Origin of the sequence: Kosakonia sp. PSU_27, assembly GCF_039409795.1 — a bacterium.
In the GTDB taxonomy this organism is placed as follows: domain Bacteria; phylum Pseudomonadota; class Gammaproteobacteria; order Enterobacterales; family Enterobacteriaceae; genus Kosakonia.
In genome coordinates this window covers 532,646-555,703 of sequence record NZ_JBCIVK010000003.1, presented here as the reverse complement: position 1 = coordinate 555,703, position 23,058 = coordinate 532,646, and the positions used below count along the sequence as shown (strand labels likewise).

At 49.0% G+C, this 23,058-nt stretch carries 22 protein-coding genes and 1 other annotated feature; of the genes, 11 read left to right on the top strand and 11 right to left on the bottom strand.

All coding sequences use genetic code 11. The features are described from left to right. Nucleotides 1–58 precede the first annotated feature (58 nt). Nucleotides 59–1,483, top strand: coding sequence for an exodeoxyribonuclease I (gene sbcB, locus AAIG26_RS09480; protein WP_097405691.1), 1,425 nt, complete (start codon nucleotides 59–61; stop codon nucleotides 1,481–1,483). Nucleotides 1,484–1,515: 32 nt separating this feature from the next. Here sbcB and tsuB read toward each other — a convergent pair whose 3' ends face one another. From tsuB to AAIG26_RS09460, 4 genes are all read right to left on the bottom strand, one after another. Continuing rightward, nucleotides 1,516–1,743 carry a thiosulfate utilization sulfurtransferase TsuB/YeeD gene (gene tsuB, locus AAIG26_RS09475; RefSeq protein WP_020454267.1) on the bottom strand — a complete coding sequence of 76 codons (228 nt, stop codon included), beginning with the start codon at nucleotides 1,741–1,743 and terminating at the stop codon, nucleotides 1,516–1,518. A 15-nt stretch (nucleotides 1,744–1,758) separates the two neighbouring features. Beyond that, nucleotides 1,759–2,814, bottom strand: a complete 1,056-nt coding sequence (gene tsuA, locus AAIG26_RS09470) for a thiosulfate utilization transporter TsuA/YeeE (protein ID WP_045510820.1) — start codon at nucleotides 2,812–2,814, stop codon at nucleotides 1,759–1,761. Nucleotides 2,815–2,981: 167 nt separating this feature from the next. Further along, entirely contained in the window at nucleotides 2,982–4,343 is a 1,362-nt protein-coding gene (locus tag AAIG26_RS09465) for an APC family permease (RefSeq protein ID WP_045510632.1), read from the bottom strand. A gap of 339 nt (nucleotides 4,344–4,682) precedes the next feature. Continuing rightward, nucleotides 4,683–5,510, bottom strand: coding sequence for an SDR family oxidoreductase (locus AAIG26_RS09460; RefSeq protein WP_045510635.1), 828 nt, complete (start codon nucleotides 5,508–5,510; stop codon nucleotides 4,683–4,685). Nucleotides 5,511–5,685: 175 nt separating this feature from the next. Between AAIG26_RS09460 and hisL the strand changes: the two genes are divergently transcribed. From hisL to AAIG26_RS09410, 10 genes are all read left to right on the top strand, one after another. Next, nucleotides 5,686–5,736 (top strand): his operon leader peptide, encoded by a 51-nt coding sequence (gene hisL / locus AAIG26_RS09455; RefSeq protein WP_001364200.1) that lies wholly within the window; start codon nucleotides 5,686–5,688, stop codon nucleotides 5,734–5,736. After that, nucleotides 5,712–5,834: a sequence feature (His leader region), on the top strand. It overlaps the preceding gene by 25 nt. A 35-nt stretch (nucleotides 5,835–5,869) precedes the next feature. Then, nucleotides 5,870–6,769 carry an ATP phosphoribosyltransferase gene (gene hisG / locus AAIG26_RS09450; protein ID WP_020454271.1) on the top strand — a complete coding sequence of 300 codons (900 nt, stop codon included), beginning with the start codon at nucleotides 5,870–5,872 and terminating at the stop codon, nucleotides 6,767–6,769. A 4-nt stretch (nucleotides 6,770–6,773) separates the two neighbouring features. Continuing rightward, nucleotides 6,774–8,078 carry a histidinol dehydrogenase gene (gene hisD, locus AAIG26_RS09445; protein ID WP_045510638.1) on the top strand — a complete coding sequence of 435 codons (1,305 nt, stop codon included), beginning with the start codon at nucleotides 6,774–6,776 and terminating at the stop codon, nucleotides 8,076–8,078. Further along, the gene (gene hisC / locus AAIG26_RS09440) at nucleotides 8,075–9,136 is read left to right on the top strand and encodes a histidinol-phosphate transaminase (protein ID WP_343180584.1); all 1,062 of its coding nucleotides are present in this window, start codon (nucleotides 8,075–8,077) and stop codon (nucleotides 9,134–9,136) included. Before hisD ends, hisC begins: the two co-directional genes overlap by 4 nt. Continuing rightward, nucleotides 9,133–10,200 carry a bifunctional histidinol-phosphatase/imidazoleglycerol-phosphate dehydratase HisB gene (gene hisB, locus AAIG26_RS09435; protein ID WP_343180582.1) on the top strand — a complete coding sequence of 356 codons (1,068 nt, stop codon included), beginning with the start codon at nucleotides 9,133–9,135 and terminating at the stop codon, nucleotides 10,198–10,200. The genes hisC and hisB overlap by 4 nt, the downstream gene beginning before the upstream one ends. Beyond that, nucleotides 10,200–10,790 carry an imidazole glycerol phosphate synthase subunit HisH gene (gene hisH / locus AAIG26_RS09430; protein ID WP_343180580.1) on the top strand — a complete coding sequence of 197 codons (591 nt, stop codon included), beginning with the start codon at nucleotides 10,200–10,202 and terminating at the stop codon, nucleotides 10,788–10,790. Before hisB ends, hisH begins: the two co-directional genes overlap by 1 nt. Beyond that, on the top strand, nucleotides 10,790–11,527 hold the full coding sequence (gene hisA, locus AAIG26_RS09425; RefSeq protein WP_343180579.1) for a 1-(5-phosphoribosyl)-5-[(5-phosphoribosylamino)methylideneamino]imidazole-4-carboxamide isomerase: 738 nt from the start codon (nucleotides 10,790–10,792) through the stop codon (nucleotides 11,525–11,527). The genes hisH and hisA overlap by 1 nt, the downstream gene beginning before the upstream one ends. Next, nucleotides 11,509–12,285 (top strand): imidazole glycerol phosphate synthase subunit HisF, encoded by a 777-nt coding sequence (hisF, locus tag AAIG26_RS09420; RefSeq protein WP_343180577.1) that lies wholly within the window; start codon nucleotides 11,509–11,511, stop codon nucleotides 12,283–12,285. The genes hisA and hisF overlap by 19 nt, the downstream gene beginning before the upstream one ends. Beyond that, nucleotides 12,279–12,890: a bifunctional phosphoribosyl-AMP cyclohydrolase/phosphoribosyl-ATP diphosphatase HisIE gene (gene hisIE / locus AAIG26_RS09415; protein WP_343180576.1), complete on the top strand. Its 612-nt coding sequence runs from the start codon at nucleotides 12,279–12,281 to the stop codon at nucleotides 12,888–12,890. The genes hisF and hisIE overlap by 7 nt, the downstream gene beginning before the upstream one ends. Before the next feature lie 135 nt (nucleotides 12,891–13,025). Continuing rightward, on the top strand, nucleotides 13,026–14,030 hold the full coding sequence (locus tag AAIG26_RS09410; RefSeq protein WP_343180574.1) for an NAD-dependent epimerase: 1,005 nt from the start codon (nucleotides 13,026–13,028) through the stop codon (nucleotides 14,028–14,030). A gap of 42 nt (nucleotides 14,031–14,072) precedes the next feature. On the opposite strand, the gene ugd is transcribed toward AAIG26_RS09410, so the two are convergent. From ugd to AAIG26_RS09375, 7 genes are all read right to left on the bottom strand, one after another. After that, entirely contained in the window at nucleotides 14,073–15,239 is a 1,167-nt protein-coding gene (gene ugd, locus AAIG26_RS09405; RefSeq protein WP_045510666.1) for a UDP-glucose 6-dehydrogenase, read from the bottom strand. 267 nt (nucleotides 15,240–15,506) lie between these two features. Then, nucleotides 15,507–16,913, bottom strand: coding sequence for an NADP-dependent phosphogluconate dehydrogenase (gene gndA, locus AAIG26_RS09400; RefSeq protein WP_343180572.1), 1,407 nt, complete (start codon nucleotides 16,911–16,913; stop codon nucleotides 15,507–15,509). 168 nt (nucleotides 16,914–17,081) lie between these two features. Continuing rightward, nucleotides 17,082–18,206, bottom strand: a complete 1,125-nt coding sequence (locus AAIG26_RS09395; protein ID WP_343180571.1) for a glycosyltransferase family 4 protein — start codon at nucleotides 18,204–18,206, stop codon at nucleotides 17,082–17,084. A gap of 142 nt (nucleotides 18,207–18,348) precedes the next feature. Continuing rightward, nucleotides 18,349–20,535 (bottom strand): FkbM family methyltransferase, encoded by a 2,187-nt coding sequence (locus tag AAIG26_RS09390; RefSeq protein ID WP_343180569.1) that lies wholly within the window; start codon nucleotides 20,533–20,535, stop codon nucleotides 18,349–18,351. Next, nucleotides 20,525–21,856 (bottom strand): glycosyltransferase, encoded by a 1,332-nt coding sequence (locus tag AAIG26_RS09385; protein ID WP_343180567.1) that lies wholly within the window; start codon nucleotides 21,854–21,856, stop codon nucleotides 20,525–20,527. Before AAIG26_RS09385 ends, AAIG26_RS09390 begins: the two co-directional genes overlap by 11 nt. Beyond that, the gene (locus AAIG26_RS09380) at nucleotides 21,853–22,383 is read right to left on the bottom strand and encodes an HAD family hydrolase (RefSeq protein WP_343180565.1); all 531 of its coding nucleotides are present in this window, start codon (nucleotides 22,381–22,383) and stop codon (nucleotides 21,853–21,855) included. The genes AAIG26_RS09385 and AAIG26_RS09380 overlap by 4 nt, the downstream gene beginning before the upstream one ends. Further along, on the bottom strand, nucleotides 22,380–23,057 hold the full coding sequence (locus tag AAIG26_RS09375) for a nucleotidyltransferase family protein (protein ID WP_343180564.1): 678 nt from the start codon (nucleotides 23,055–23,057) through the stop codon (nucleotides 22,380–22,382). The genes AAIG26_RS09380 and AAIG26_RS09375 overlap by 4 nt, the downstream gene beginning before the upstream one ends. Between the last annotated feature and the right edge of the window lies 1 nt (nucleotide 23,058).

The window sequence follows — 23,058 nt, the reverse complement described above, 5'->3', positions numbered from 1 at the left end:
CACACGCGCCGGGATGGTTTACCATAGAGGGCATATTTACTGACAGGATGAGCATCTGGTGTCTGATTCCGCCGCAACGCCCACTTTTCTCTTTCACGATTACGAAACTTTCGGTACCAGCCCGGCGCTGGATCGCCCGGCGCAGTTCGCCGCGATTCGCACCGACGCGGATTTCAACATTATTGGCGAGCCGGAAGTCTTCTATTGCAAACCGGCGGACGACTATCTGCCGCAGCCGGAAGCGGTACTGATAACCGGTATCACCCCGCAAATTGCCCGCGCTAAAGGCGAGAACGAAGCGGCTTTCGCCAAACGTATTCACGATCTGTTCACCGTGCCGAACACTTGTGTGCTCGGTTACAACAATGTGCGTTTTGACGACGAAGTGACGCGCAATATTTTCTACCGCAACTTCTACGATCCTTACGCCTGGAGCTGGCAAAACCATAATTCACGCTGGGATTTGCTGGACGTTATGCGCGCCTGCTACGCCCTGCGCCCGGACGGGATTAACTGGCCGGAAAATGAAGACGGTCTGCCCAGTTTCCGCCTTGAGCACCTGACAAAAGCCAACGGCATTGAACACGCCAACGCCCACGATGCAATGGCGGATGTTTACGCCACTATCGCCATGGCGCAACTGGTGAAAGCGAAGCAGCCGAAGCTGTTCGACTACCTGTTCAGCCATCGCCATAAGCAGAAGCTGGCGACGCTGATCGATGTGCCGCAAATGAAACCGCTGGTGCATGTCTCCGGGATGTTTGGTGCCTGGCGCGGTAACACCAGTTGGGTGGCGCCTCTGGCCTGGCACCCGGAAAACCGCAACGCGGTGATTATGGTGGATCTGGCGGGAGACATGTCGCCGCTGCTGGAACTGGATACCGATGCGCTGCGCGAAAGGCTGTATACACCGAAAGCGGAACTCGGCGATAGCGCGGCGGTGCCCGTGAAACTGGTGCATCTGAATAAGTGCCCGATCCTGGCGCAGGCCAATACGCTGCGCCCGCAGGACGCCGGGCGGCTGGGCATTAACCGCCAGCAGTGCCTGGATAATCTGCAAATTCTGCGCGATAACCCGCAGGTGCGCGAGAAAGTGCTGGCGATTTTCGCCGAGGCGGAACCGTTTGTCCCTTCTGAGAACGTGGACGCACAAATCTACAACGGCTTTTTCAGCGATGCCGACCGCGCCGCGATGAAAATTTTGCTGGAAACCGAGCCGCGTAACCTGCCCGCGCTGGACATCACCTTTGCCGATGCGCGCATTGAAAAACTGCTGTTTAACTACCGGGCGCGTAACTTCCCTGGCACGCTGGATGAGCACGAACAGCAGCGCTGGCTTACACATCGCCGCAATGTCTTCACTCCCGAGTTTTTGCAGCAATACGCCGAAACGCTGCAGGCGCTGTTCCAGCAATATGAAGGCGATAGTGAAAAGCAGGCGCTGTTGAAAGCGCTGTGGCAGTACGCCGAAGAGATTGTCTGAGAGTGCCCTCCCGCTAACGGGAGGGCATCGGCTTACGCCTTCTGCACGGTAATACTCCAGGCGGCGTCGCCAACCTGTTGGTAATCCGTAATGGTGTGGCCCTCTTCCGCCGCCCATTGTGGGATAGCTTCCGTCGCCTGGGTGCAGTCGAACTCAATAATCAATTCATCGCCGCGGGCCATCTCCGCCAGCGCCGCTTTTGCTTCTATCAGAGGAAACGGGCAAACCTGCGTTACCACGTCCAGTTTTTTTACAGCCATAACAGCTCCTGTAAGTTAAGCCGCAGCCGCCGCCAGTTTCGCTTTGCGCTGCGGACGGACATATAAAAACCATGACGCCGTCCATACGCCAAGGATCATAAATACCAGCCCGACCCAGCCCTGCCAGGTCATCATCGCGGTCATTACCAGACCATTACCAATCGAACAACCGCCAGCCATACTGGCTCCCACGCCCATCAGCAGGCCACCAAACCCGCTGCGCAGCGTGGTTTGCGCATCCGCCGCCCGTACGCGAAACTCGCGGCTGGCTTTCGCGGCAATAAACGACCCCAGGAAAATCCCCAGCACCAGGAAGACGCCCCAGTTGAGGAACTTACTCTGCCCCGCCACCAGGAACTGCAAAATGTTGGCGGTGGGTGAGGTAATGCCGAGGCCAAACATGCGACCAGTCGCTTCACTGAGCGGCCAGGCCAGCAGTGCGATTAGACCGATAAGTACCGCAGTGACAAAAGGATGCCAGCGCTTTTCAAACAGCAGGTGCGCAAGCCCGGTGCGACGTGGCGGTAATGACGCAATCTTCAGCTTCGGCTTACGCAGCTCTCTGGCGACCGCCCACAGCGTGACGGCAAGCAGCAGGGCGATAAAGGGCCAGACAGAGACACCGAAAGTTTCGGCAATCGAGTTATGTTCGGTGCTGTAGGTTTTCAGCAACCCATTGATGCCGTCAGCATGTGGGGATCGCATAACCGCGCTCATCACCATATAGGTAAACAGCGCAATCCAGCTCCCGATCAGCCCTTCCCCTGCACGGTACCAGGTGCCTGTCGCGCAACCGCCAGCATAGACAATCCCCAGTCCGAAAATGTACCCGCCAACAACAGTGCCAAGCCACGGGAACGTCCCGGCATTGTATTGCAGCACTCCGCTCTGGATTAAGGCAAAGACACCCACGCTTTGAATGGCGATAGCAATCAACAGGGCATAAAACATCCGGTTATTTTTGGCGATATACATATCGCGAAATCCGCCGGTCAGGCAGAAGCGCCCGCGCTGCATCACAAACCCCAGCAGTGCGCCGCAAATCAATCCACTCAATATCATTGAAAACATAACGGTAGCTACGTCAGAAAAACCAGATCGTGAATTTTCCACGCGCAGTATGGACGAAACCAATAACGAAATTATCTAACTTAGTTCGCCGGGTTATTAATAGGGAGGTAACAGATATAAAAAAGCCGGAGACAAGGCTCCGGCTGAGTAGATATGCAGAAGAAAATTTACTGCGCGATATCTTCGTACTGCGGGACTGGATTGCGGAAGCTGCGCGTCACACATGCCAGGTAAACCAGGCCGATACCGCCCCAGATAAGCCCCAGGATCATCGAGCTTTGCTCAAGGTTGATCCACAGAGCGCCAACCGTCAGCGCACCGCACACTGGCAGCAGCAGATAGTTGAAATGGTCTTTCAGCGTCTTGTTGCGTTTTTCGCGGATCCAGAACTGGGAGATCACCGACAAGTTAACGAAGGTGAACGCCACCAGCGCACCAAAGTTAATCAGCGCCGTAGCTGTTACCAAGTCAAAACGGATCGCCAGCAGCGCAATTGCGCCAACCAGCAGCACGTTCCACGCCGGAGTGCGCCATTTCGGATGGATATAACCGAAGAAACGGGTCGGGAATACGCCATCGCGTCCCATCACGTACATCAGACGGGAAACGCCCGCATGCGCGGCCATACCGGACGCCAGCACGGTCACGCTGGAGAAAATCAGCACGCCCCACTGGAATGTTTTACCCGCAACGTACAGCATGATTTCCGGCTGAGAAGCATCCGGCTCTTTAAAGCGGGAAATGTCCGGGAAGTAAAGTTGCAGGAAGTAAGAGGCCCCGATAAATACCATGCCGCCGATCAGCGCAGTCAGGAAGATGGCGCGCGGGATCACACGCTCAGCATCTTTGGTCTCTTCGGAAAGAGAAGAGATACCGTCAAAGCCGAGGAACGAGAAGCACAGGATAGTTGCGCCAGTGATCATCGGCACGACATGGGCACCTTCAGACCAGAACGGGCGGGAACTTACCAGCGTGCCAGCACCTTCGCCGTGGGAAACACCGTAGATGATCAAACCAACGATAACGGCGACAATCCCCATTTGCAGGATAACGATCAGAGTGTTGAAGTTCGCCACGGTTTTGATGCTGCGCAGGTTGGAGACCGTCATAAAGGCCACCAGCGCCACCACGAAAATCCACGACGGCACCGAAGGCACCAGCGCTTCAAAGTAAATTTTCGCCAGCAGAATGTTGATCATCGGCATGAACAGATAGTCCAGCAGCGATGACCAGCCCACCATAAAGCCGACGGCCGGGGAGATGGATTTCTGAGCGTAGGTATACGCAGAGCCAGCAGACGGGAAGCGGCGTACCAGCTTACCGTAGCTCAGCGCAGTAAAGAGGATAGCGACCAACGCAAAGGCATACGCGGTTGCCACATGGCCATCGGTCAGGCCAGAGACGATACCAAACGTATCGAACAGCGTCATTGGCTGCATATAGGCCAGGCCCATCATTACAACCGGAATCAACGTAAGCGTCTTACGTAATTCCACGCGAGAGGTTTTTGGAGTAACGTTATGCGTCATGGCGATTCTCCTCTACGGCGAGTGCCGGCGCAAAAGCAAAAAATTGCCCCATTTGTGTTATTTCCTCAGCGACAACGACTGTCGGTTTTTAAATGTGTATCTATCCGGTACGAAGCCCGGCCTCTTTTATTGAATGACGTTTGTGCCTGCAAAAAAAATAACCGACGGATTAACGTCGGCTAGTCTCTTCATTTTTTTGCAGCGGCGTATTTTGCACCATCCTGAAGCAGGATGACAATACGGTAAGGTCTACCCTGCACTGTTTATGCAACTAAATGCTTGAATTTTAGGCTATCGCTGAATTATTAAACATTTTAATAGCACTAATTGCTAAAAAAATTACGCCAGCGGCATCTGAGCCGGATCCGGATAAAGATAGTCAAAGCCCAGTTCATTGCAAATACGGCTACCGTCTATGATTTTTCCCTTCTCATCATCGCTGCGCGACGCGGTGAAGGTGGGCGGCGTAAGGCCAAGCTGTCGCGCCATTGCCGTGTAGAAACTTTCGCGCGACGGATGTCCCGGTGCGCAAAGATTATAGATGTGTCCGCCTTTCGGTGCCTGCAGCAACAAAGTAATTGCAGCGATAACATCTTCGAGATGCACCAGATTAACGCCGTGCTGGCCGTTAGGCGCGGTTTTTCCGGCCAGAAAGCGCCCCGGATGGCGCGCAGGTCCCACCAGCCCTGCCAGGCGTAAAATATCCACCGATGTGCCAGGCAAATTATGCAGCCAGTCTTCCAGCTCTTTCAGCACCCGTCCGCTTGCGGTGACAGGCTGGCGCGGCGTGGTTTCTTTGATGACACCGGGCGCATCGCCATAAACAGAGGTGGAACTGGTAAAAATAATACGCGGTATACGATAAGCCAGCGCGCTGTCGACAATCTCCTGCATCGCTTGCAGATAGAACTCTTCGCCGGGGCCGCTGCGGCGCGCCGGGAGGGTGATAACTAACGCATCGACCTGCATCAGCGCATCCAGATCCGCCGATTCGCAGACTAATTCTGGTTCAAGGTTGAGCACATAACTTTCGATGCCGCACATACGCGCCGCCTCGACGCCATCCTGGCTGGTTTTACTGCCGGTAACTTGCCAGCCTCGCGCTGTTAATGACAGTGCCAGCGGCATTCCCAGCCATCCTAATCCGATAATCGCGACCTTTTTCATGCCTCTCCCCTGCACTCTCGCTTCCACCTGTTTAAGGCTACGCCAGCCAGTGATAACTGACAATTCATACAACGAATATGAAATGATTTAATGATAAAAAAAAGCCCTTGCCTTCGGCGACCAAAGTGGTTTACGTTAACTGACAACTTATGAATAAACATTCATCGAGAATTTTATGACCCGCGTTCAATTTAAACACCACCATCATCACCATCATCCTGACTAGTCTTTCAGGCGATGTGTGCTGGAAGACGTTTGGATCTTCCAGTGGTGCATGAACGCAGAGAAAGCCCCCGGAAGATCTTCTTCCGGGGGCTTTTTTTTGAACCAAATTCAGCAGGATAAAAGAGGACAACAGAATGTTAGACAATTCGCGTTTACGCATAGCTATTCAGAAATCCGGCCGCCTGAGCGATGATTCACGCGAACTACTGGCCCGCTGCGGGATTAAAATTAACCTGCACACCCAGCGCCTGATCGCCCTGGCGGAAAATATGCCGATTGATATTCTGCGCGTACGCGATGATGACATTCCGGGCCTTGTGATGGACGGTGTCGTTGATTTGGGCATCATCGGCGAAAACGTGCTGGAAGAAGAGCTGCTGACCCGCCGCGCGCAGGGTGAAGACCCGCGCTATTTCACCCTGCGTCGCCTCGATTTCGGCGGCTGCCGCCTGTCGCTGGCAACGCCGGTGGATGAAAGCTGGAGCGGGCCGCAAGCGCTGGATGGTAAACGTATCGCCACCTCTTATCCGCACCTGTTAAAACGCTATCTCGATCAGAAAGGCGTCTCTTTTAAATCTTGTCTGTTAAATGGTTCTGTTGAAGTCGCCCCGCGTGCAGGTCTGGCGGATGCGATTTGCGATCTGGTTTCGACCGGCGCGACACTCGAAGCTAATGGCCTGCGCGAAGTGGAAGTGATTTACCGCTCCAAAGCCTGCCTGATCCAGCGCGACGGTGAAATGACCGATGCAAAACAGCAACTTATCGACAAACTGCTGACCCGTATTCAGGGTGTTATCCAGGCGCGCGAATCGAAATACATCATGATGCACGCGCCAAGCGAGCGTCTGGAAGAGGTCGTTGCCCTGCTGCCTGGCGCTGAACGCCCCACCATTCTGCCGCTGGCGGGCGATCAACAGCGTGTGGCAATGCACATGGTCAGCAGCGAAACCCTGTTCTGGGAAACCATGGAAAAACTGAAGGCGCTGGGAGCAAGTTCCATTCTGGTGCTGCCGATTGAGAAGATGATGGAGTAATGCCATGAGCTTCAATACCGTAATCGACTGGAATAGCTGTAGTGAAGCGCAGCAACGCGACTTGCTGATGCGCCCGGCGATCTCTGCTTCTGATAGCATCACGCGTACCGTGGTTGAGATTCTGGATAACGTGAAAGCGCGCGGGGATGACGCCCTGCGTGAATACAGCGCCAGGTTCGACAAGACTCAGGTCGACGCGCTGAAAGTCACCGAACAGGAAATCGCTGATGCCAGCGCGCGCCTGGGTGACGATATCAAGCAAGCGATGGCCGTGGCGGTGAAAAATATCGATACCTTCCACACCGCGCAGAAGTTGCAAACGGTGGATGTTGAAACCCTGCCAGGCGTGCGCTGCCAGCAGGTTACCCGCCCTATCGCCTCGGTTGGCCTGTATATTCCCGGTGGCTCTGCGCCGCTATTTTCAACCGTATTAATGCTGGCCACACCGGCGCGTATTGCCGGTTGCCAGAAAGTGGTGCTCTGCTCACCGCCGCCGATTGCCGATGAAATTCTCTATGCCGCTAAGCTGTGCGGCGTGCAGGCGATCTTTAAAGTGGGTGGCGCGCAGGCGATTGCCGCGCTGGCCTTTGGCACCGAATCGATCGCGAAGGTCGATAAAATTTTTGGCCCAGGAAATGCCTTTGTGACCGAAGCCAAACGCCAGGTCAGCCAGCGTCTGGACGGTGCGGCAATTGACATGCCCGCCGGTCCTTCTGAAGTGCTGGTGATTGCCGACAGCGGCGCAACGCCAGATTTTGTCGCCTCCGATCTGCTTTCGCAGGCGGAACACGGCCCGGACTCGCAGGTGATCCTGCTGACGCCGGACAGCGAAATGGCCACCCGTGTAGCCGAGGCGGTTGAACGCCAGCTTGCGGAGCTGCCTCGCGCCGAAACCGCTCGCCAGGCACTCTCTGCCAGCCGCCTGATTGTGGCGCGCGACTTAGCGCAGTGCGTGGCGATTTCAAACCAATACGGGCCGGAGCACCTGATCATCCAGACTCGCGACGCCCGTTCGCTGGTGGAGAGCATCACCAGCGCGGGCTCGGTGTTTCTCGGTGACTGGTCGCCGGAATCCGCAGGCGATTACGCCTCCGGCACCAACCACGTGCTGCCAACTTACGGGTATACCGCCACCTGTTCCAGCCTGGGTCTGGCCGATTTCCAGAAACGTATGACGGTGCAGGAACTCTCCCGGGAAGGTTTTGCGCAGCTTGCCAGCACCATTGAAACGCTGGCGGCGGCAGAACGCCTGACCGCTCACAAAAACGCCGTCACGTTGCGCGTTAACGCACTAAAGGAGCAAGCATGAGCATTGAAGAACTGGCGCGTAAAAACGTGCGCGAACTGACGCCCTATCAGTCGGCTCGCCGTCTTGGCGGTAAAGGTGACGTCTGGCTGAATGCCAATGAGTTCCCGACGGCGGTTCCTTTTGAACTGACACAGCAAACATTAAATCGTTACCCGGAGTGCCAGCCGAAAGCGGTTATCGAAAGTTATGCGCAATATGCGGGCGTAAAACCGGAGCAAGTGCTGGTCAGCCGTGGCGCAGATGAAGGGATTGAACTGCTAATCCGCGCGTTTTGTGAACCGGGTAAAGACGCGGTACTGTTCTGCCCGCCGACCTACGGCATGTACAGCGTCAGCGCCGAAACGCTGGGCGTGGAATACCGTACCGTTCCGGCTCTTGCCGACTGGCAACTGGATCTGCAAGGCATCGCCGACAAACTGGATGGCGTCAAAATTATTTATGTTTGCAGCCCGAATAACCCCACCGGGCAGATTATCAATCCGCAAGATTTCCGCGTCTTGCTCGAAATGACGCGCGGCAAAGCCATTGTTGTGGCGGATGAAGCGTATATTGAGTTTTGCCCGCAGGCCACGCTGGCGGGCTGGCTCAGTGAATACCCGAATCTGGTGGTACTGCGTACGCTTTCTAAAGCGTTTGCGCTGGCTGGCCTGCGTTGCGGTTTTACCCTTGCTAATGAAGACGTTATCGCGCTGCTGTTAAAAGTGATTGCCCCCTACCCGCTCTCCACGCCGGTGGCGGATATTGCCGCGCAAGCGCTCAGCCCGCAGGGGATTGTCGCGATGCGCGAGCGGGTGGCGCAGATTCTGGTTGAACGCCAGTATCTGGTTACCGCGCTACAGGATATTCCCTGTGTGGAACAGGTGTTTGACTCAGAGACCAACTATATTCTTGTGCGCCTGACCGCTTCCAGCGCAGTGTTTAAATCTTTGTGGGATCAAGGCATTATCCTGAGAGACCAGAACAAACAACCTTCTTTAAGCGGCTGCCTGCGTATCACCATTGGCACCCGTGCAGAGAATCAGCGCGTCATTGACGCCTTACGTGCGGAGCCAGTATGAGCCAGAAGTACCTGTTTATTGACCGTGACGGAACCCTGATTACCGAGCCGCCTACCGATTATCAGGTGGATAAATTCGACAAGCTGGCCTTTGAGCCAAATGTGATCCCGGTACTGCTGAAACTGCAAAAAGCGGGCTACAAACTGGTGATGATCACCAACCAGGACGGTCTGGGCACCAACAGTTTCCCGCAGGCGGATTTTGATGGCCCGCACAACCTGATGATGCAGATCTTTACTTCGCAGGGTATTGCGTTTGAAGAGGTGCTGATTTGCCCGCATTTTGCAGATGATGAGTGCGACTGCCGTAAGCCGAAAGTGAAACTGGTGGAACGCTGGCTGGCGGAGGACGCGCTCGATCGCATCAACAGCTATGTGATTGGCGATCGCGCTACTGATATTGAGCTGGCGAACAACATGTCGATTGGCGGTTTGCGATACAACCCTGAAACGCTGAACTGGGCGATGATTGGTGAGCAACTGACGCGCCGCGACCGTTATGCGCACGTTGAACGCAACACCCGTGAGACACAGATTGATGTCAAAGTGTGGCTGGATCGCGAAGGCGGTAGCAAGATCCACACCGGCGTCGGTTTCTTCGACCATATGCTTGATCAGATTGCGACGCATGGCGGTTTTCGGATGGAAATTGTGGTGAAAGGCGATCTCTATATTGACGATCACCACACGGTCGAAGATACCGGGCTGGCGCTGGGTGAAGCGCTAAAACTGGCGCTCGGCGACAAACGTGGTATTAACCGTTTTGGCTTTGTGTTGCCGATGGACGAATGTCTGGCTCGCTGTGCGCTGGACATCTCCGGCCGTCCGCACCTCGAATATAAAGCTGAATTTGCCTACCAGCGCGTGGGCGATTTGAGCACCGAAATGGTCGAGCACTTCTTCCGCTCGCTCTCTTACACCATGGCGGTGACGCTGCATCTCAAAACCAAAGGCAAAAACGACCATCACCGCGTGGAAAGTTTATTTAAAGCATTTGGCCGCACGCTGCGCCAGGCGATCCGCGTGGAAGGCGATACGCTCCCCTCATCAAAAGGAGTGCTGTGATGAATGTGGTGATCCTCGATACCGGCTGCGCCAATCTGAACTCGGTGAAATCCGCCGTCTCACGCCACGGTTACGAGCCGCAAGTCAGCCGCGACCCGGATGTGGTGCTGCGCGCAGACAAACTGTTTTTACCCGGTGTCGGAACCGCGCAGGCGGCGATGGATCAGCTGCGGGAGCGAGACCTGATCGAACTGGTGAAAGCCTGTACGCAGCCGGTGCTCGGCATCTGCCTGGGAATGCAACTGCTTGGGCGTTTTAGCGAAGAGACCCACGGCGTCAATTTGTTGGGCATCATTGAACAGGATGTGCCGAAGATGAAAGACGCTGGTCTGCCGCTGCCGCATATGGGCTGGAACCAGGTTTACGCAAAAGCCGGCAACCGTCTGTTCCAGGGCATCGAGGATGGCGCTTATTTCTACTTTGTGCACAGCTACGCCATGCCGGTGAATGCGTACACCATTGCCCGCTGCGATTACGGCGAGCCGTTTACCGCTGCCGTGCAGAAAGACAATTTTTACGGTGTGCAGTTTCACCCGGAACGTTCCGGCCGCGCAGGTGCGCAACTGCTGAAAAACTTCCTGGAGATGTGATGATTATTCCGGCTTTAGATTTAATTGACGGCACCGTCGTACGTCTTCATCAGGGCGACTACGCGCAGCAGCGCGATTATGGCAACGACCCGCTGCCACGCTTGCAGGATTACGCCGCTCAGGGCGCGCAGGTGCTGCACCTCGTCGATTTAACCGGTGCGAAAGATCCGGCGAAACGCCAGATCCCGTTGCTGAAAACGCTGGTTGCCGGGGTGAACGTTCCGGTACAGGTGGGCGGCGGTGTACGCACGGAAGAGGACGTCGCCGCCCTGCTCTCGGCCGGTGTTGCCCGCGTGGTCATCGGCTCGACGGCGGTAAAATCGCCTGAGGTAGTGAAAGGCTGGTTTGCACGTTTTGGCGCAGACAAGCTGGTGCTGGCGCTGGATGTGCGCATCGATGAACAGGGCACTAAGCAGGTCGCGGTGAGCGGCTGGCAGGAGAACTCCGGTGTGACGCTGGAAGCGCTGGTGGAAACCTATCTTGCTGTTGGCCTGAAGCATGTATTGTGCACCGACATCTCGCGAGACGGCACGCTCGCGGGCTCGAACGTTGCGTTATATGAAGAGATTTGCGCTCGCTGGCCGCAGGTAGCGTTTCAGTCTTCCGGCGGCATCGGCGGTTTAAATGATATTGCCGCCCTGTGCGGTACTGGCGTGCGCGGCGTGATTGTCGGACGGGCGCTGCTGGAAGGTAAATTCACGGTGAAGGAGGCCATTCAATGCTGGCAAAACGGATAATCCCTTGTCTTGACGTGCGTGATGGCCAGGTGGTGAAAGGCGTACAGTTTCGTAATCACGAAATTATTGGCGACATTGTGCCGCTGGCAAAACGCTACGCCGAAGAAGGCGCGGACGAGCTGGTGTTCTACGATATCACCGCCTCAAGCGATGGTCGCGTAGTGGATAAGAGCTGGGTATCACGCGTGGCGGAAGTGATTGATATTCCTTTCTGTGTGGCAGGTGGGATTAAGTCTGCTGACGATGCGGCGAAAATTCTCTCGTTCGGCGCAGATAAAATTTCGATTAACTCCCCTGCACTGGCCGATCCGGAATTAATCACACGGCTGGCCGATCGCTTTGGCGTACAGTGCATTGTGGTCGGTATCGACACCTGGTTTGACGCCGAAACGGGCAAATATCACGTTAATCAGTACACCGGTGATGAGAGGCGGACCCGGGTCACGCAATGGGAAACGCTGGACTGGGTGCAGGAAGTGCAAAAGCGCGGCGCCGGGGAGATCGTGCTGAACATGATGAACCAGGATGGCGTGCGCAATGGCTATGACCTTGAACAACTGAAGAAAGTGCGCGCGGTGTGCCACGTACCGCTGATTGCTTCTGGTGGCGCGGGCACCATGGAACATTTTCTGGAAGCCTTCCGCGATGCGAACGTTGACGGCGCGCTGGCAGCTTCCGTGTTTCACAAGCAGATTATTAATATTGGTGAATTAAAAACGTACCTGGCAGACCAGGGCGTGGAGATCAGGGTATGTTAACAGAGCTACAACTGGCCCAACTGGACTGGGAAAAAACCGACGGACTGCTGCCCGCCGTGGTGCAACATGCGGTTTCCGGCGAAGTGCTGATGCTGGGTTACATGAACAAAGCGGCGCTGACTAAAACGCAGGAAAGCGGCAAAGTGACTTTTTTCTCCCGCACTAAAGGGCGTTTATGGACCAAAGGTGAAACCTCGGGCCATTTCCTTAACGTAGTGAAGATAGCGCCTGATTGCGACAACGACACATTGCTGGTCCTTGTTAACCCAATCGGCCCAACCTGCCACACGGGAACATCCAGCTGCTTTGGCGATACCAGCCACCAGTGGTTGTTCCTCTACCAGTTAGAAGAGTTGCTCGCCGCGCGTAAGACGGCCGACCCGGCAAGTTCTTATACTGCCAAACTCTACGCCAGCGGTACTAAACGTATCGCGCAGAAAGTGGGCGAAGAAGGAGTAGAAACGGCACTGGCGGCAACCGTGAACGACCGCGAAGAGCTGACTAACGAAGCCTCTGACCTGATGTATCACCTGCTGGTACTGTTACAGGATCAGCAGCTTGATTTAACGACCGTGATTGAGAATTTACGCAAGCGGCATAAATAAGCTATACATGGGGAGCTATCACGCTCCCTCTTATTTATCGCTGATAAAGCAGTTACCATTATTTCCCACAGCAGGTATCATCCCACCACAGTTTTTCGCATCACAAGTTGTGCATATCAAACATTGAGGTTGAAGATGAAATTTCTGGTCACCGGCGCTGCCGGGTTTATCGGCTATCACGTCAGTGAACGTTTGCTGAAAGCGGGCCACCAGGTTGTGGGTAATGATAACCTGAATGATTATTACGATGTCAGTCTGAAGCAAGCGCGCCTGGACTTACTGGCCTCTCCCGATTTCCACTTTCATAAAATCGATCTCGCTGACCGCGAAGCGATGGCGCAGCTGTTTGCGCGTGAGAAATTCGACCGCGTTATTCATCTCGCTGCACAAGCAGGTGTCCGTTACTCGCTGGAAAACCCGCACGTTTACGCAGAATCTAATCTGATTGGACATCTGAACGTACTTGAAGGCTGCCGTCATCATAAAGTGCAGCATCTGCTGTATGCGTCCTCCAGCTCCGTTTACGGGTTAAACCGTAAGATGCCCTTCTCCACTGATGATTCAGTTGACCACCCGGTATCACTCTACGCGGCAACGAAAAAAGCCAATGAACTGATGTCGCACACCTATTCGCATCTGTATGGTCTGCCAACGACCGGCCTGCGTTTCTTTACGGTTTATGGCCCCTGGGGACGCCCGGACATGGCGCTCTTTAAGTTCACGAAAGCGATGCTGGAAGGCAAGAGCATTGACGTTTACAACTATGGCAAGATGAAGCGCGACTTCACCTACATTGACGATATTGTGGAAGCGATTATCCGTATGCAGGATGTGATCCCGCAGCCGGATGCAACCTGGACAGTTGAAAGCGGGTCACCGGCAACCAGCTCTGCGCCTTACCATGTTTATAACATTGGCAACAGCTCTCCGGTCGAGCTGATGGATTACATCACGGCACTGGAAGAAGCATTGGGTATTGAAGCGCAGAAAAACATGATGCCGATTCAGCCAGGGGATGTACTGGAAACGAGCGCAGACACCCAGCCGCTGTATGAGGTGACAGGCTTTAAGCCCCAGACTTCAGTCAAAGACGGTGTGAAGCGCTTTGTTGACTGGTATAGAGCGTTTTATAACGTGTAAAAAAACGGCCCTGACGGGCCGTTTTACTTTAAGCAATAACAATTAGTCGTTACCGAATAAATCGCGGGTATAGACTTTGTCTTGTACATCGGCCAGTTCTTGCGCCATACGGTTGGAGATAATGACATCCGCTTCCTGTTTGAACGCGTCCAGATCGCGTACCACGCGGGAGTGGAAGAATTCATCTTCCTGCATTACTGGTTCATAAATGATGACCTGCACGCCCTTCGCTTTAATACGCTTCATGATGCCCTGAATTGAAGAGGCGCGGAAGTTATCGGAACCGCTCTTCATGATCAGACGATAAACGCCCACCACCTTCGGTTTACGCGCCAGGATGGAATCCGCAATAAAGTCTTTACGTGTACGGTTAGCATCAACGATAGCCGAAATAATATTATTCGGTACTGACTGGTAGTTCGCCAGCAGCTGTTTGGTGTCTTTCGGCAGGCAGTAACCGCCGTAGCCAAACGACGGGTTGTTGTAGTGATTGCCGATACGCGGATCCAGACATACGCCTTCGATAATCTGGCGGCTGTTCAGCCCCAGGCTTTCTGCATAGCTATCCAGTTCGTTGAAGTACGCCACGCGCATCGCCAGATAGGTGTTGGCGAAGAGTTTAATCGCTTCGGCTTCAGTTGAGTCTGTAAACAGCACGCGAATATCTTTTTTGATAGCGCCTTCCTGTAGCAACGCAGCAAAACGCTCGGCACGTTCGGAGCGTTCGCCGATAACGATACGCGATGGGTGCAGGTTATCGTACAGCGCCTTACCTTCACGCAAGAATTCCGGTGAAAAGATAACGTTATCAATGCCATATTTTTCACGGATGGACTGGGTGAAGCCAACGGGAATAGTGGATTTAATGATCATCACCGCTTGCGGGTTGATCTCATGAACGTCACGAATCACAGACTCCACGCTGCTGGTGTTGAAGTAGTTCGTTTTCGGATCGTAATCCGTCGGCGTGGCAATGATGACGAAATCCGCGCCGCGATAGGCGTCGAGTTTGTCCGTCGTCGCACGGAAGTTCAGCGGCTTATTCTGCAAATACTCCTGGATCTCCTTATCCACGATGGGAGAGATCTTCTGATTAAGCATATCTACTTTGGACTGAACGATATCCAGCGCCACCACTTCATGGTTCTGCGCAATCAGAATCCCGTTCGATAGCCCAACGTAACCTGTTCCGGAGATTGTTATTTTCATTCGATAAGCAACTTTTGTGAGTGTATGAAACCGGAGATGACGATCCCGTCGCCACCCGCTTAATATCAATAACTGTTGGGGTTTTTACCTCTTCCGTTGAGGGACTGTCAAGGCGACAATCGGCCGTCAACAGCAGCGTTTATGTATGGTTTAGCGGAAAATAATCGACAAAATGTATATGACTGCCCGAAAAAACGGCGGTTGAGACGAAAAAAAGGCCCGGTTTTAACAACCGGGCCTGGGTAAACCAGATGGGTGATTATCAGATTAATCCAGCCATTCGGTATGGAACACGCCATCTTTATCTGTGCGCTTGTATGTGTGCGCACCGAAATAATCACGCTGAGCCTGGATCAGGTTCGCCGGCAGTACCGCAGAACGATAACTGTCGTAGTATGCCACCGCCGCAGAGAAGGTCGGTACCGGAATACCATTCTGCACGGCATAGGCCACTACATCACGCAGCGCCTGTTGGTAACCGTCGGCAATTTTCTTAAAGTACGGTGCCAGCAGCAGGTTTGCGATAGCCGGGGTCTCGGCATAAGCATCGGTGATTTTCTGCAGGAACTGCGCACGGATGATACAGCCTGCGCGGAAGATCTTCGCTATTTCGCCGTAATTCAGGTTCCAGTTGTGCTCGTCAGAAGCAGCACGCAGCTGAGAGAAGCCCTGTGCATAGGAAACAATTTTACCGAGGTACAGCGCACGGCGTACTTTCTCGATAAATTCAGCTTTATCACCCGCCGGTTTCGCCTGCGGGCCGGAAAGTACTTTAGACGCGGCAACACGCTGCTCTTTCAGAGAAGAGATATAGCGCGCAAACACGGATTCGGTAATCAGCGACAGCGGCTCGCCAAGGTCCAGAGAGCTCTGGCTGGTCCATTTGCCGGTGCCTTTATTCGCCGCTTCGTCGAGGATCACATCTACGAGATATTTACCCTCTTCATCTTTCTTGGTGAAGATATCTTTGGTGATGTCGATAAGATAGCTGCTCAGCTCACCTGCGTTCCACTCGCTGAAGGTTTTCGCCAGCTCTTCGTTAGAGAGATTCAGGCCGCCTTTTAACAACGCGTAAGCTTCGGCAATCAGCTGCATATCGCCATATTCGATACCGTTATGCACCATTTTAACGTAGTGACCCGCACCGTCCGGACCAATATACGTCACGCAAGGTTCGCCATCTTCCGCCACTGCAGCAATTTTGGTCAGGATTGGAGCAACCAGATCGTAGGCTTCTTTCTGACCACCAGGCATGATTGATGGACCTTTCAGCGCGCCTTCTTCGCCACCGGAAACGCCAGTGCCGATAAAGTTGAAACCTTCTTCCGAAAGTTCGCGATTACGACGAATGGTGTCCTGGAAGAATGTGTTGCCGCCATCAATAATGATGTCGCCTTTATCGAGATATGGCTTGAGGGAGTCAATAGCGGCATCAGTGCCTGCACCAGCTTTCACCATCAGCAGGATGCGGCGCGGAGTTTCCAGTGATTCGACAAATTCTTGTACGGTGTAGTAAGGAACCAGCTTTTTGCCCGGGTTTTCGGCAATGACTTCTTCGGTTTTTTCGCGCGAACGGTTGAAAACTGAAACGGTGTAGCCACGGCTCTCAATGTTGAGCGCCAGGTTGCGCCCCATTACCGCCATACCAACAACGCCGATTTGTTGCTTGGACATTACATACTCCTGTCAGGTGTAGATACTGCCACAAGGACAGCTATAATTTATGGAATTATATCTTAAAGAAACATTAAATGGTATGTCGAATCAGAAGCACACCAAAAAAGCTGTTCTATAAAAATTAGTAATTGAATTTTAAGGAGAGCCGTTTATAGTTGAGATTGTTTATATTAAACTCTCGTATATTTTTACGGTCTTTTGAATCACGAGCTCAGAAGAATATCCATTTTCAATTCTATTCCTTGCATTCCGTCCCATGGTTTCGCGTAAGTTAGGATTTTTAATTAGCAAAGATAATTTTTCAGCAAATTGTTCAATATTATCTTTCTGAACTAAATAACCGTTATAACCATCTATTACCAAACTTCCACACCCACCAGCATCAAAACTAATCACTGGACGCCCTATTGCGCCTGATTCAAGCAAAATGCGAGGTATGCCTTCCGAATAAACAGATGGCAAGGCAACAATATTAACAGATGCAATGACATCATTAATATCCGCTCGTTTTCCTAACCACTGAATGTCCCCTGAATCGTGCCATGTTTTAATTTGTGAGAAACTGATTGCATCACGATCATTCTCAACAAGAATACCAGCAACTAACAAATCAAAATCAACATCCATATGCTGGAGTATTTTTTTTACTTTAATTAAAGTATCCAATCCCTTACTCCATAACATGCGACTGGCAAAAAGCACTTTAGTTTTTTTATTATTTAGCTCATGCTTATAAGAGAAGAAATTTATATCAACCCCAGCGCCATCAATAACCTCAGTGATTGCGTCAGGGATTTGCAGAAGACTAATAATTTTGTCCTGATCTTTTTTATGTTCAAAAAGCACCTTACATTTAATTCTCGAAAACAAATGTCGATACAGTCTCGTTACAAAAAAACCCAGGATACGGTAAACAATTGACTTCCCTTCAAAAACACGACCGAGCCCAACAAAACTATAAACAAGTCTCTTCTTTTTTATACTTGCCCAAATACAACTCATTACACCCGGTTTTATTGTTATGCTGTGGACAATATCGGGTTCAATTTCATCTAATAGTTTAAAGCAATAAAACATGCTCGACAAAAAAGAAAGAGGGTTAAGACTATATTCATTAGTGAAGTTATTAACACATTTGAAGCCTTTTTTGGTTAAGCGCTCAAATATGTTGTCATCTTCAAACCTTGCTAAAATATAGACGTCATAACCTGCCTCAATTACAGCAAGAGCACGTTCTTGCCAATGTAGTTCAAAATACCATGCAGAGTTAACAAAATAACAGATTTTCATCTTCATACTTTAATATATGACGTACCTATCAATAATAGCTTTAATGAAAAGGATTAGTAAACACATGTAATGCATCGAAATATTCGTTAAATTACAGAGTATCACGACAAAGGTCATCCCTGACCACAAATACATGTCAAGTTCACCAACAGACTAAGACATATTCATAAATCAAATCACGTTCCGGTTGCAGATGCACAAATTTAAATTTGTATCCCATTTCTAAGTCTTCTACAAATTTCTTGCACTCAAATATTTGTTCAGGTTGAAGCCAAAGATGATATACCGAAATCAGAAGAACAGGCTTATCTTTTCTTATTAACGATTCAGCCCCTTTAAGGGCCATTAATTCATACCCTTCGATGTCTAATTTTATTAAACCAACACGCCCATCTATATGTAGACTATCAAGGGTAACTGAATTAACTTTGATGTCAGTTAAATCACCTTCAACTACACAGGAGCCAACGCCATCTTCTCCTATCTTTATCATAGAAAGATTCCCAGTCGTATTACCAGCGGCAACCTTCATGGGTTCAATTACATCGCCAAGATATTGTTTATTACGTTCAATATTACGGAGCATGCAATTATAGTTATCTGATATAGGTTCTAATGCTAAAACACGCTTAAAACCATAGCTTGCAAACATGATTGCTGTATCGCCAACCCACGCGCCACAGTCAATAGCAATAGTACCTTTAAAATGCTCCGTTAATCTATCGGGTAAATATTTTAACCCCGCTTTGAAATAATTGGTAGCAAGAGTAATTGGTAGCTCAGTGGTATCAAGGTGGTGATAACTTTCATTCTCTTTCTGAACAATAGTTTCAATATTAGTTAAAATAACTCTATCTTCATCCGTGAAAAGACTTAGTGATAATGGAATATGCAACTCCATCCCTTTATGTTCAAAGAAAGGCAAACACTCATAGAAGCCGAAAAGTTTCCTTTCGTTCAATAGACTAAAATCATCCAGCCCAATTTTGAAATCTCGACGCAATTTACAAATACGATCTTCATTAGCGCGCATGTAATAATAGAACTGATTGCTTGGCGCAACCTTTACCTTTACACAGCCTGGACTTAAAAGTAAAGAATCGATTTTCCCTGAAGTATCTTTGACAAAAGAAGCATAATCAGATTCAAATTTTAAGGAGATAGAATCTAAATTGTCAGAAAGCTTTTTATCTAACATGGATGATTGTAGAGACGCTTGCGAATCAATTTTCGCAGAGATTGTATTGATAATTGGCTCTACAATTAATTTACCCATAAGGTAACGCAACTTCGTAACAATAGCTTTTCTAATTTTATTTTTTGTATGCAAAGTTTTAATAACTTCCTTATTCATTAATTCATTATAAATAGGTAATACGTGCTTATGATAATAGTCATTAGTATCTGCAGAAAAATAAATATCTCTTTTATCAGGATCAAACCCTTCATATCTACCTTGTTCAAAAGCAACAATTGCAGCATTCTGGTAAGCTTCTAGACCTTCACCAGTTAATCTGGAAGAATGGAATACCAAATCAAACATTAAGTGGAAGTAGAAATGGTAAAGATAAGTATTAAATAATCCTTGCTTTTGCAAATAAGTTTTAATGATTTCATAATTTTTGAATGAAATCAGCGCATTATCTGAGCTTGCGCTGGAAGATCCAGCATTCATGACCCTATAATTATAAACAGGAGTATTGACAAGAGTAATCGCTTCAGATGCTGCATAAGTAATAAATTTAAAAGGCATATCCTGATAAGCGGCACCAGGGCTTTCATAAAATCTAATAGCATTTACTTCAAGAAAATCTCGCTTATATAATGCAGTCCATATTGATGACTCTAACAGGAACAATTCAATTGATGACTCAGGAGTTATTTCTGCAAGATTATCGGAATCAAAAGGACAAAGATGTTTTAAAGATTGTGTATTTAGTATTACTTCGTTGCCGAGACGGTTAAAACTAGCTTTTACAACCGGATTGGGTTTTTTATGGTAAGCATTTACTAAACATTCAAACATATCGGGTTGAACCCAATCATCAGTTTCAACTATAGCAACAAAATCACCAGTCGCAACATCAAGACCCGAATTTATCGCAGCACCATAACCTGCGTTTTTTTTATGGATAGGAATAATTCTTTTATCCATAGAAGCATAGCGGTCAATAATAGAGGGGCAGGAATCAGGACTACCGTCGTTAATAACGATAATTTCAAGATTTTTATATGTCTGACAAATTACACTATCCAAGCATTGTTCAAGGTATTGTTCACCACCATAAACAGGCAATATTACTGAGATTTTAAATTGTTCATTTTTCATTTAAATGCAGAACCTGTTTCATTGTTGATTTAAAATTATAGCGCTGATTAAAAGCAACAAAAATGCTTCTACTTTTAAGCGCCATCTCAGGAAGTCTATCCTTTTTCAGACTTGCAATGAATTCAGCACACTGCTCGGCAGAATCTAGCAGATGATATTCCGCATCCGATTCAATACCCTCCATCGCTGCTTTAGTCGATACCAAAGGAACACCATATGAAAGTGCTTCAAGGCACTTGACTTTGATACCAGATAATAATTCATCGGGATTAACAATCACATCACAAGAGGTATAAAAATCCTCAAGACTGTCACAATAGCCTAATATATTAACAAATCTCGGAAAATTGTTATTCATAAGTGAACCACAAATAGTTCCAGTTATATCAAGGCGTATATGATTTTTGAACCTGTTAAGATTTTCAATAAAATTATTAATAGCGATAACGTTCGGATAATGCCCGGATGCCATAAATCCAACAATCAATCTTTTATCAGGCTTAGGCATATAATCTATAAAGCATGAATCGAAGATAGGTGGCTGCACAATAACTTTTGAAGGCACCTGCTCCACAAAATATCTCCCCTCTGATTCCTGAATAGCAAATATATAATCAGCGCGTGAGAGCCCCTTTATTTCTTCTTCTTTCGTGGTGGAAAAATAAAACTTATCAGGATTAATTCCAACCCTGGACATTCTGGTATTACGTTTAGCAAAAACGTCATGAGTATCGATTACAGTAACAGTGTTACTGCCAAGATACAGACACAACTTTGATAGAAAAACATAGTTAACAATAGCTATTTGGAAGTTATTCATTGCTGAAAGAGCGGCAATGAATTGGCAAATTTCATCATCGATCCAATCATCTATTTTATTGCCATCAAAAATTACTTGATTATTGACATCATAACGCAACTTACCAAAACATCCGTTCGTATTTTTGATATTATAGACATAATCCCACTTAGGGTTATAAGAATCCCATGGGGAATTATTATAAACAACAACATGCACGGCAAAACCCAGCGCCTTTAAAGTAGAAATTTTAGTATCAATGTTTTTACCCGTAGCATCATTCCCATAAAAAGGCATTATTATTAAAACATTTTTTTCTTTAGTAGATTTTTTTATTTTAGGAAATACGGTTGTGTTGGTAGAGACTGGTTGAGTATCAACATGAAGCGCTTTAATTAAAAGCCTCCTTGGATAATAGGCATTAACAACTTGAGAAAATAGTCGCCAAAGTACTTGAGCAATCTTCGTATACCTAAACTTTATTATATATTTCTTAATTGAATTCTTAACTTTATTTTTCATAATGGTATCGATAATAGATCCGGATATACTCTATAATTTCTATAGTCTGTTGTTGAAAGCTTATGTCCTGTCTCAACCAAATAAGCTCGCGACAACCCGAAATTTAAGCCTGCTTCTACATCGCTACTTTTATCCCCAACGATAAAAGAAAGATCTAAATCTATTTGATACTTTCTACCCGCTTGTTCTAACATACCTGGCTTTGGTTTTCTACAGTCACAATCAACGCTGAATTCAGGAATAACCCCCTCGGGATGATGAGGACAAAAATGAATATCCAATATATCGATTCCTAAAGATGAAAGTTTTCCCATATACCAATTCGTTAGTTCATAATAATCCTCAATGGAGAAGAAACCTTTCGCAATCCCAGCTTGATTCGTTACAATAATAATTTTATATCCATGGCTTATTATTCGTCTGAGTCCGGAAATAGCGTTAGGTGTAAATTTAAAATTATCTTTTTTATGTAGATAGTTTACTTCTTCGTTGATTACACCGTCTCTATCCAGAAATGCCACCTTCATTTAAATTTCTCGCATGCTTTATAGTAATCTTGGGGTATTCCGATATCAATAAAATATGCAGAACTAACAAATGCGCTAAAGGTGCCGTTAAAGTTCGTTAAAAAATCAGACTCAAATGAAAATTTAGCACTCGGATAGTTATTTATTGATTGCCTGGAAATTACATATATTCCGCTATTGATGATGCCAACGCCAGTTCGCCCTTTTTCAGCTATAGCATAAACATTAGAGTTTTCATCTATATCTAAACAGCCATATCTTGAGACATCATTTACTTCGACCCCCGATATGAGTAAATCAGTTTTTAAAGAAGCCTTGACAAATTCTTTATAATCAAGCTCACAATAAGTATCACCATTTAAAACGATGAACTTCTCAGTATTAACTTTTTGGCATGCGTATTTTATGGCCCCGCCAGTCCCTAGAGGTTCGCTTTCAACAACAAAGTCGACAACACAGCTTACAGGGTTGTCCTTGACAACCCTTTCGATGATATAGTCTGCTTTGTAGGATAAAGATAGAATAATTCTTTTTACATCTTGAGTTTCAAGATACTCCATTAAGCGATATAAAAAAGGCTTACCAGATACATCTACCATCGGTTTTGGAATCTCGCCACTGACACTTTTCAACCGAGTTCCTAACCCTCCTGCCAAAATAACCACATCATACATA

What these genes read in the sequence shown, in the direction of transcription:
- tsuB (WP_020454267.1), bottom strand. Translation starts at nt 1,743, where the DNA reads ATGGCTGTAAAAAAACTGGACGTGGTAACGCAGGTTTGCCCGTTTCCT.
- tsuA (WP_045510820.1), bottom strand. Translation starts at nt 2,814, where the DNA reads ATGTTTTCAATGATATTGAGTGGATTGATTTGCGGCGCACTGCTGGGG.
- AAIG26_RS09465 (WP_045510632.1), bottom strand. Translation starts at nt 4,343, where the DNA reads ATGACGCATAACGTTACTCCAAAAACCTCTCGCGTGGAATTACGTAAG.
- AAIG26_RS09460 (WP_045510635.1), bottom strand. Translation starts at nt 5,510, where the DNA reads ATGAAAAAGGTCGCGATTATCGGATTAGGATGGCTGGGAATGCCGCTG.
- hisG (WP_020454271.1), top strand. Translation starts at nt 5,870, where the DNA reads ATGTTAGACAATTCGCGTTTACGCATAGCTATTCAGAAATCCGGCCGC.
- hisD (WP_045510638.1), top strand. Translation starts at nt 6,774, where the DNA reads ATGAGCTTCAATACCGTAATCGACTGGAATAGCTGTAGTGAAGCGCAG.
- hisC (WP_343180584.1), top strand. Translation starts at nt 8,075, where the DNA reads ATGAGCATTGAAGAACTGGCGCGTAAAAACGTGCGCGAACTGACGCCC.
- hisB (WP_343180582.1), top strand. Translation starts at nt 9,133, where the DNA reads ATGAGCCAGAAGTACCTGTTTATTGACCGTGACGGAACCCTGATTACC.
- hisH (WP_343180580.1), top strand. Translation starts at nt 10,200, where the DNA reads ATGAATGTGGTGATCCTCGATACCGGCTGCGCCAATCTGAACTCGGTG.
- hisA (WP_343180579.1), top strand. Translation starts at nt 10,790, where the DNA reads ATGATTATTCCGGCTTTAGATTTAATTGACGGCACCGTCGTACGTCTT.
- hisF (WP_343180577.1), top strand. Translation starts at nt 11,509, where the DNA reads ATGCTGGCAAAACGGATAATCCCTTGTCTTGACGTGCGTGATGGCCAG.
- hisIE (WP_343180576.1), top strand. Translation starts at nt 12,279, where the DNA reads ATGTTAACAGAGCTACAACTGGCCCAACTGGACTGGGAAAAAACCGAC.
- AAIG26_RS09410 (WP_343180574.1), top strand. Translation starts at nt 13,026, where the DNA reads ATGAAATTTCTGGTCACCGGCGCTGCCGGGTTTATCGGCTATCACGTC.
- ugd (WP_045510666.1), bottom strand. Translation starts at nt 15,239, where the DNA reads ATGAAAATAACAATCTCCGGAACAGGTTACGTTGGGCTATCGAACGGG.
- gndA (WP_343180572.1), bottom strand. Translation starts at nt 16,913, where the DNA reads ATGTCCAAGCAACAAATCGGCGTTGTTGGTATGGCGGTAATGGGGCGC.
- AAIG26_RS09395 (WP_343180571.1), bottom strand. Translation starts at nt 18,206, where the DNA reads ATGAAAATCTGTTATTTTGTTAACTCTGCATGGTATTTTGAACTACAT.
- AAIG26_RS09390 (WP_343180569.1), bottom strand. Translation starts at nt 20,535, where the DNA reads ATGAAAAATGAACAATTTAAAATCTCAGTAATATTGCCTGTTTATGGT.
- AAIG26_RS09385 (WP_343180567.1), bottom strand. Translation starts at nt 21,856, where the DNA reads ATGAAAAATAAAGTTAAGAATTCAATTAAGAAATATATAATAAAGTTT.
- AAIG26_RS09380 (WP_343180565.1), bottom strand. Translation starts at nt 22,383, where the DNA reads ATGAAGGTGGCATTTCTGGATAGAGACGGTGTAATCAACGAAGAAGTA.
- AAIG26_RS09375 (WP_343180564.1), bottom strand. Translation starts at nt 23,057, where the DNA reads ATGTATGATGTGGTTATTTTGGCAGGAGGGTTAGGAACTCGGTTGAAA.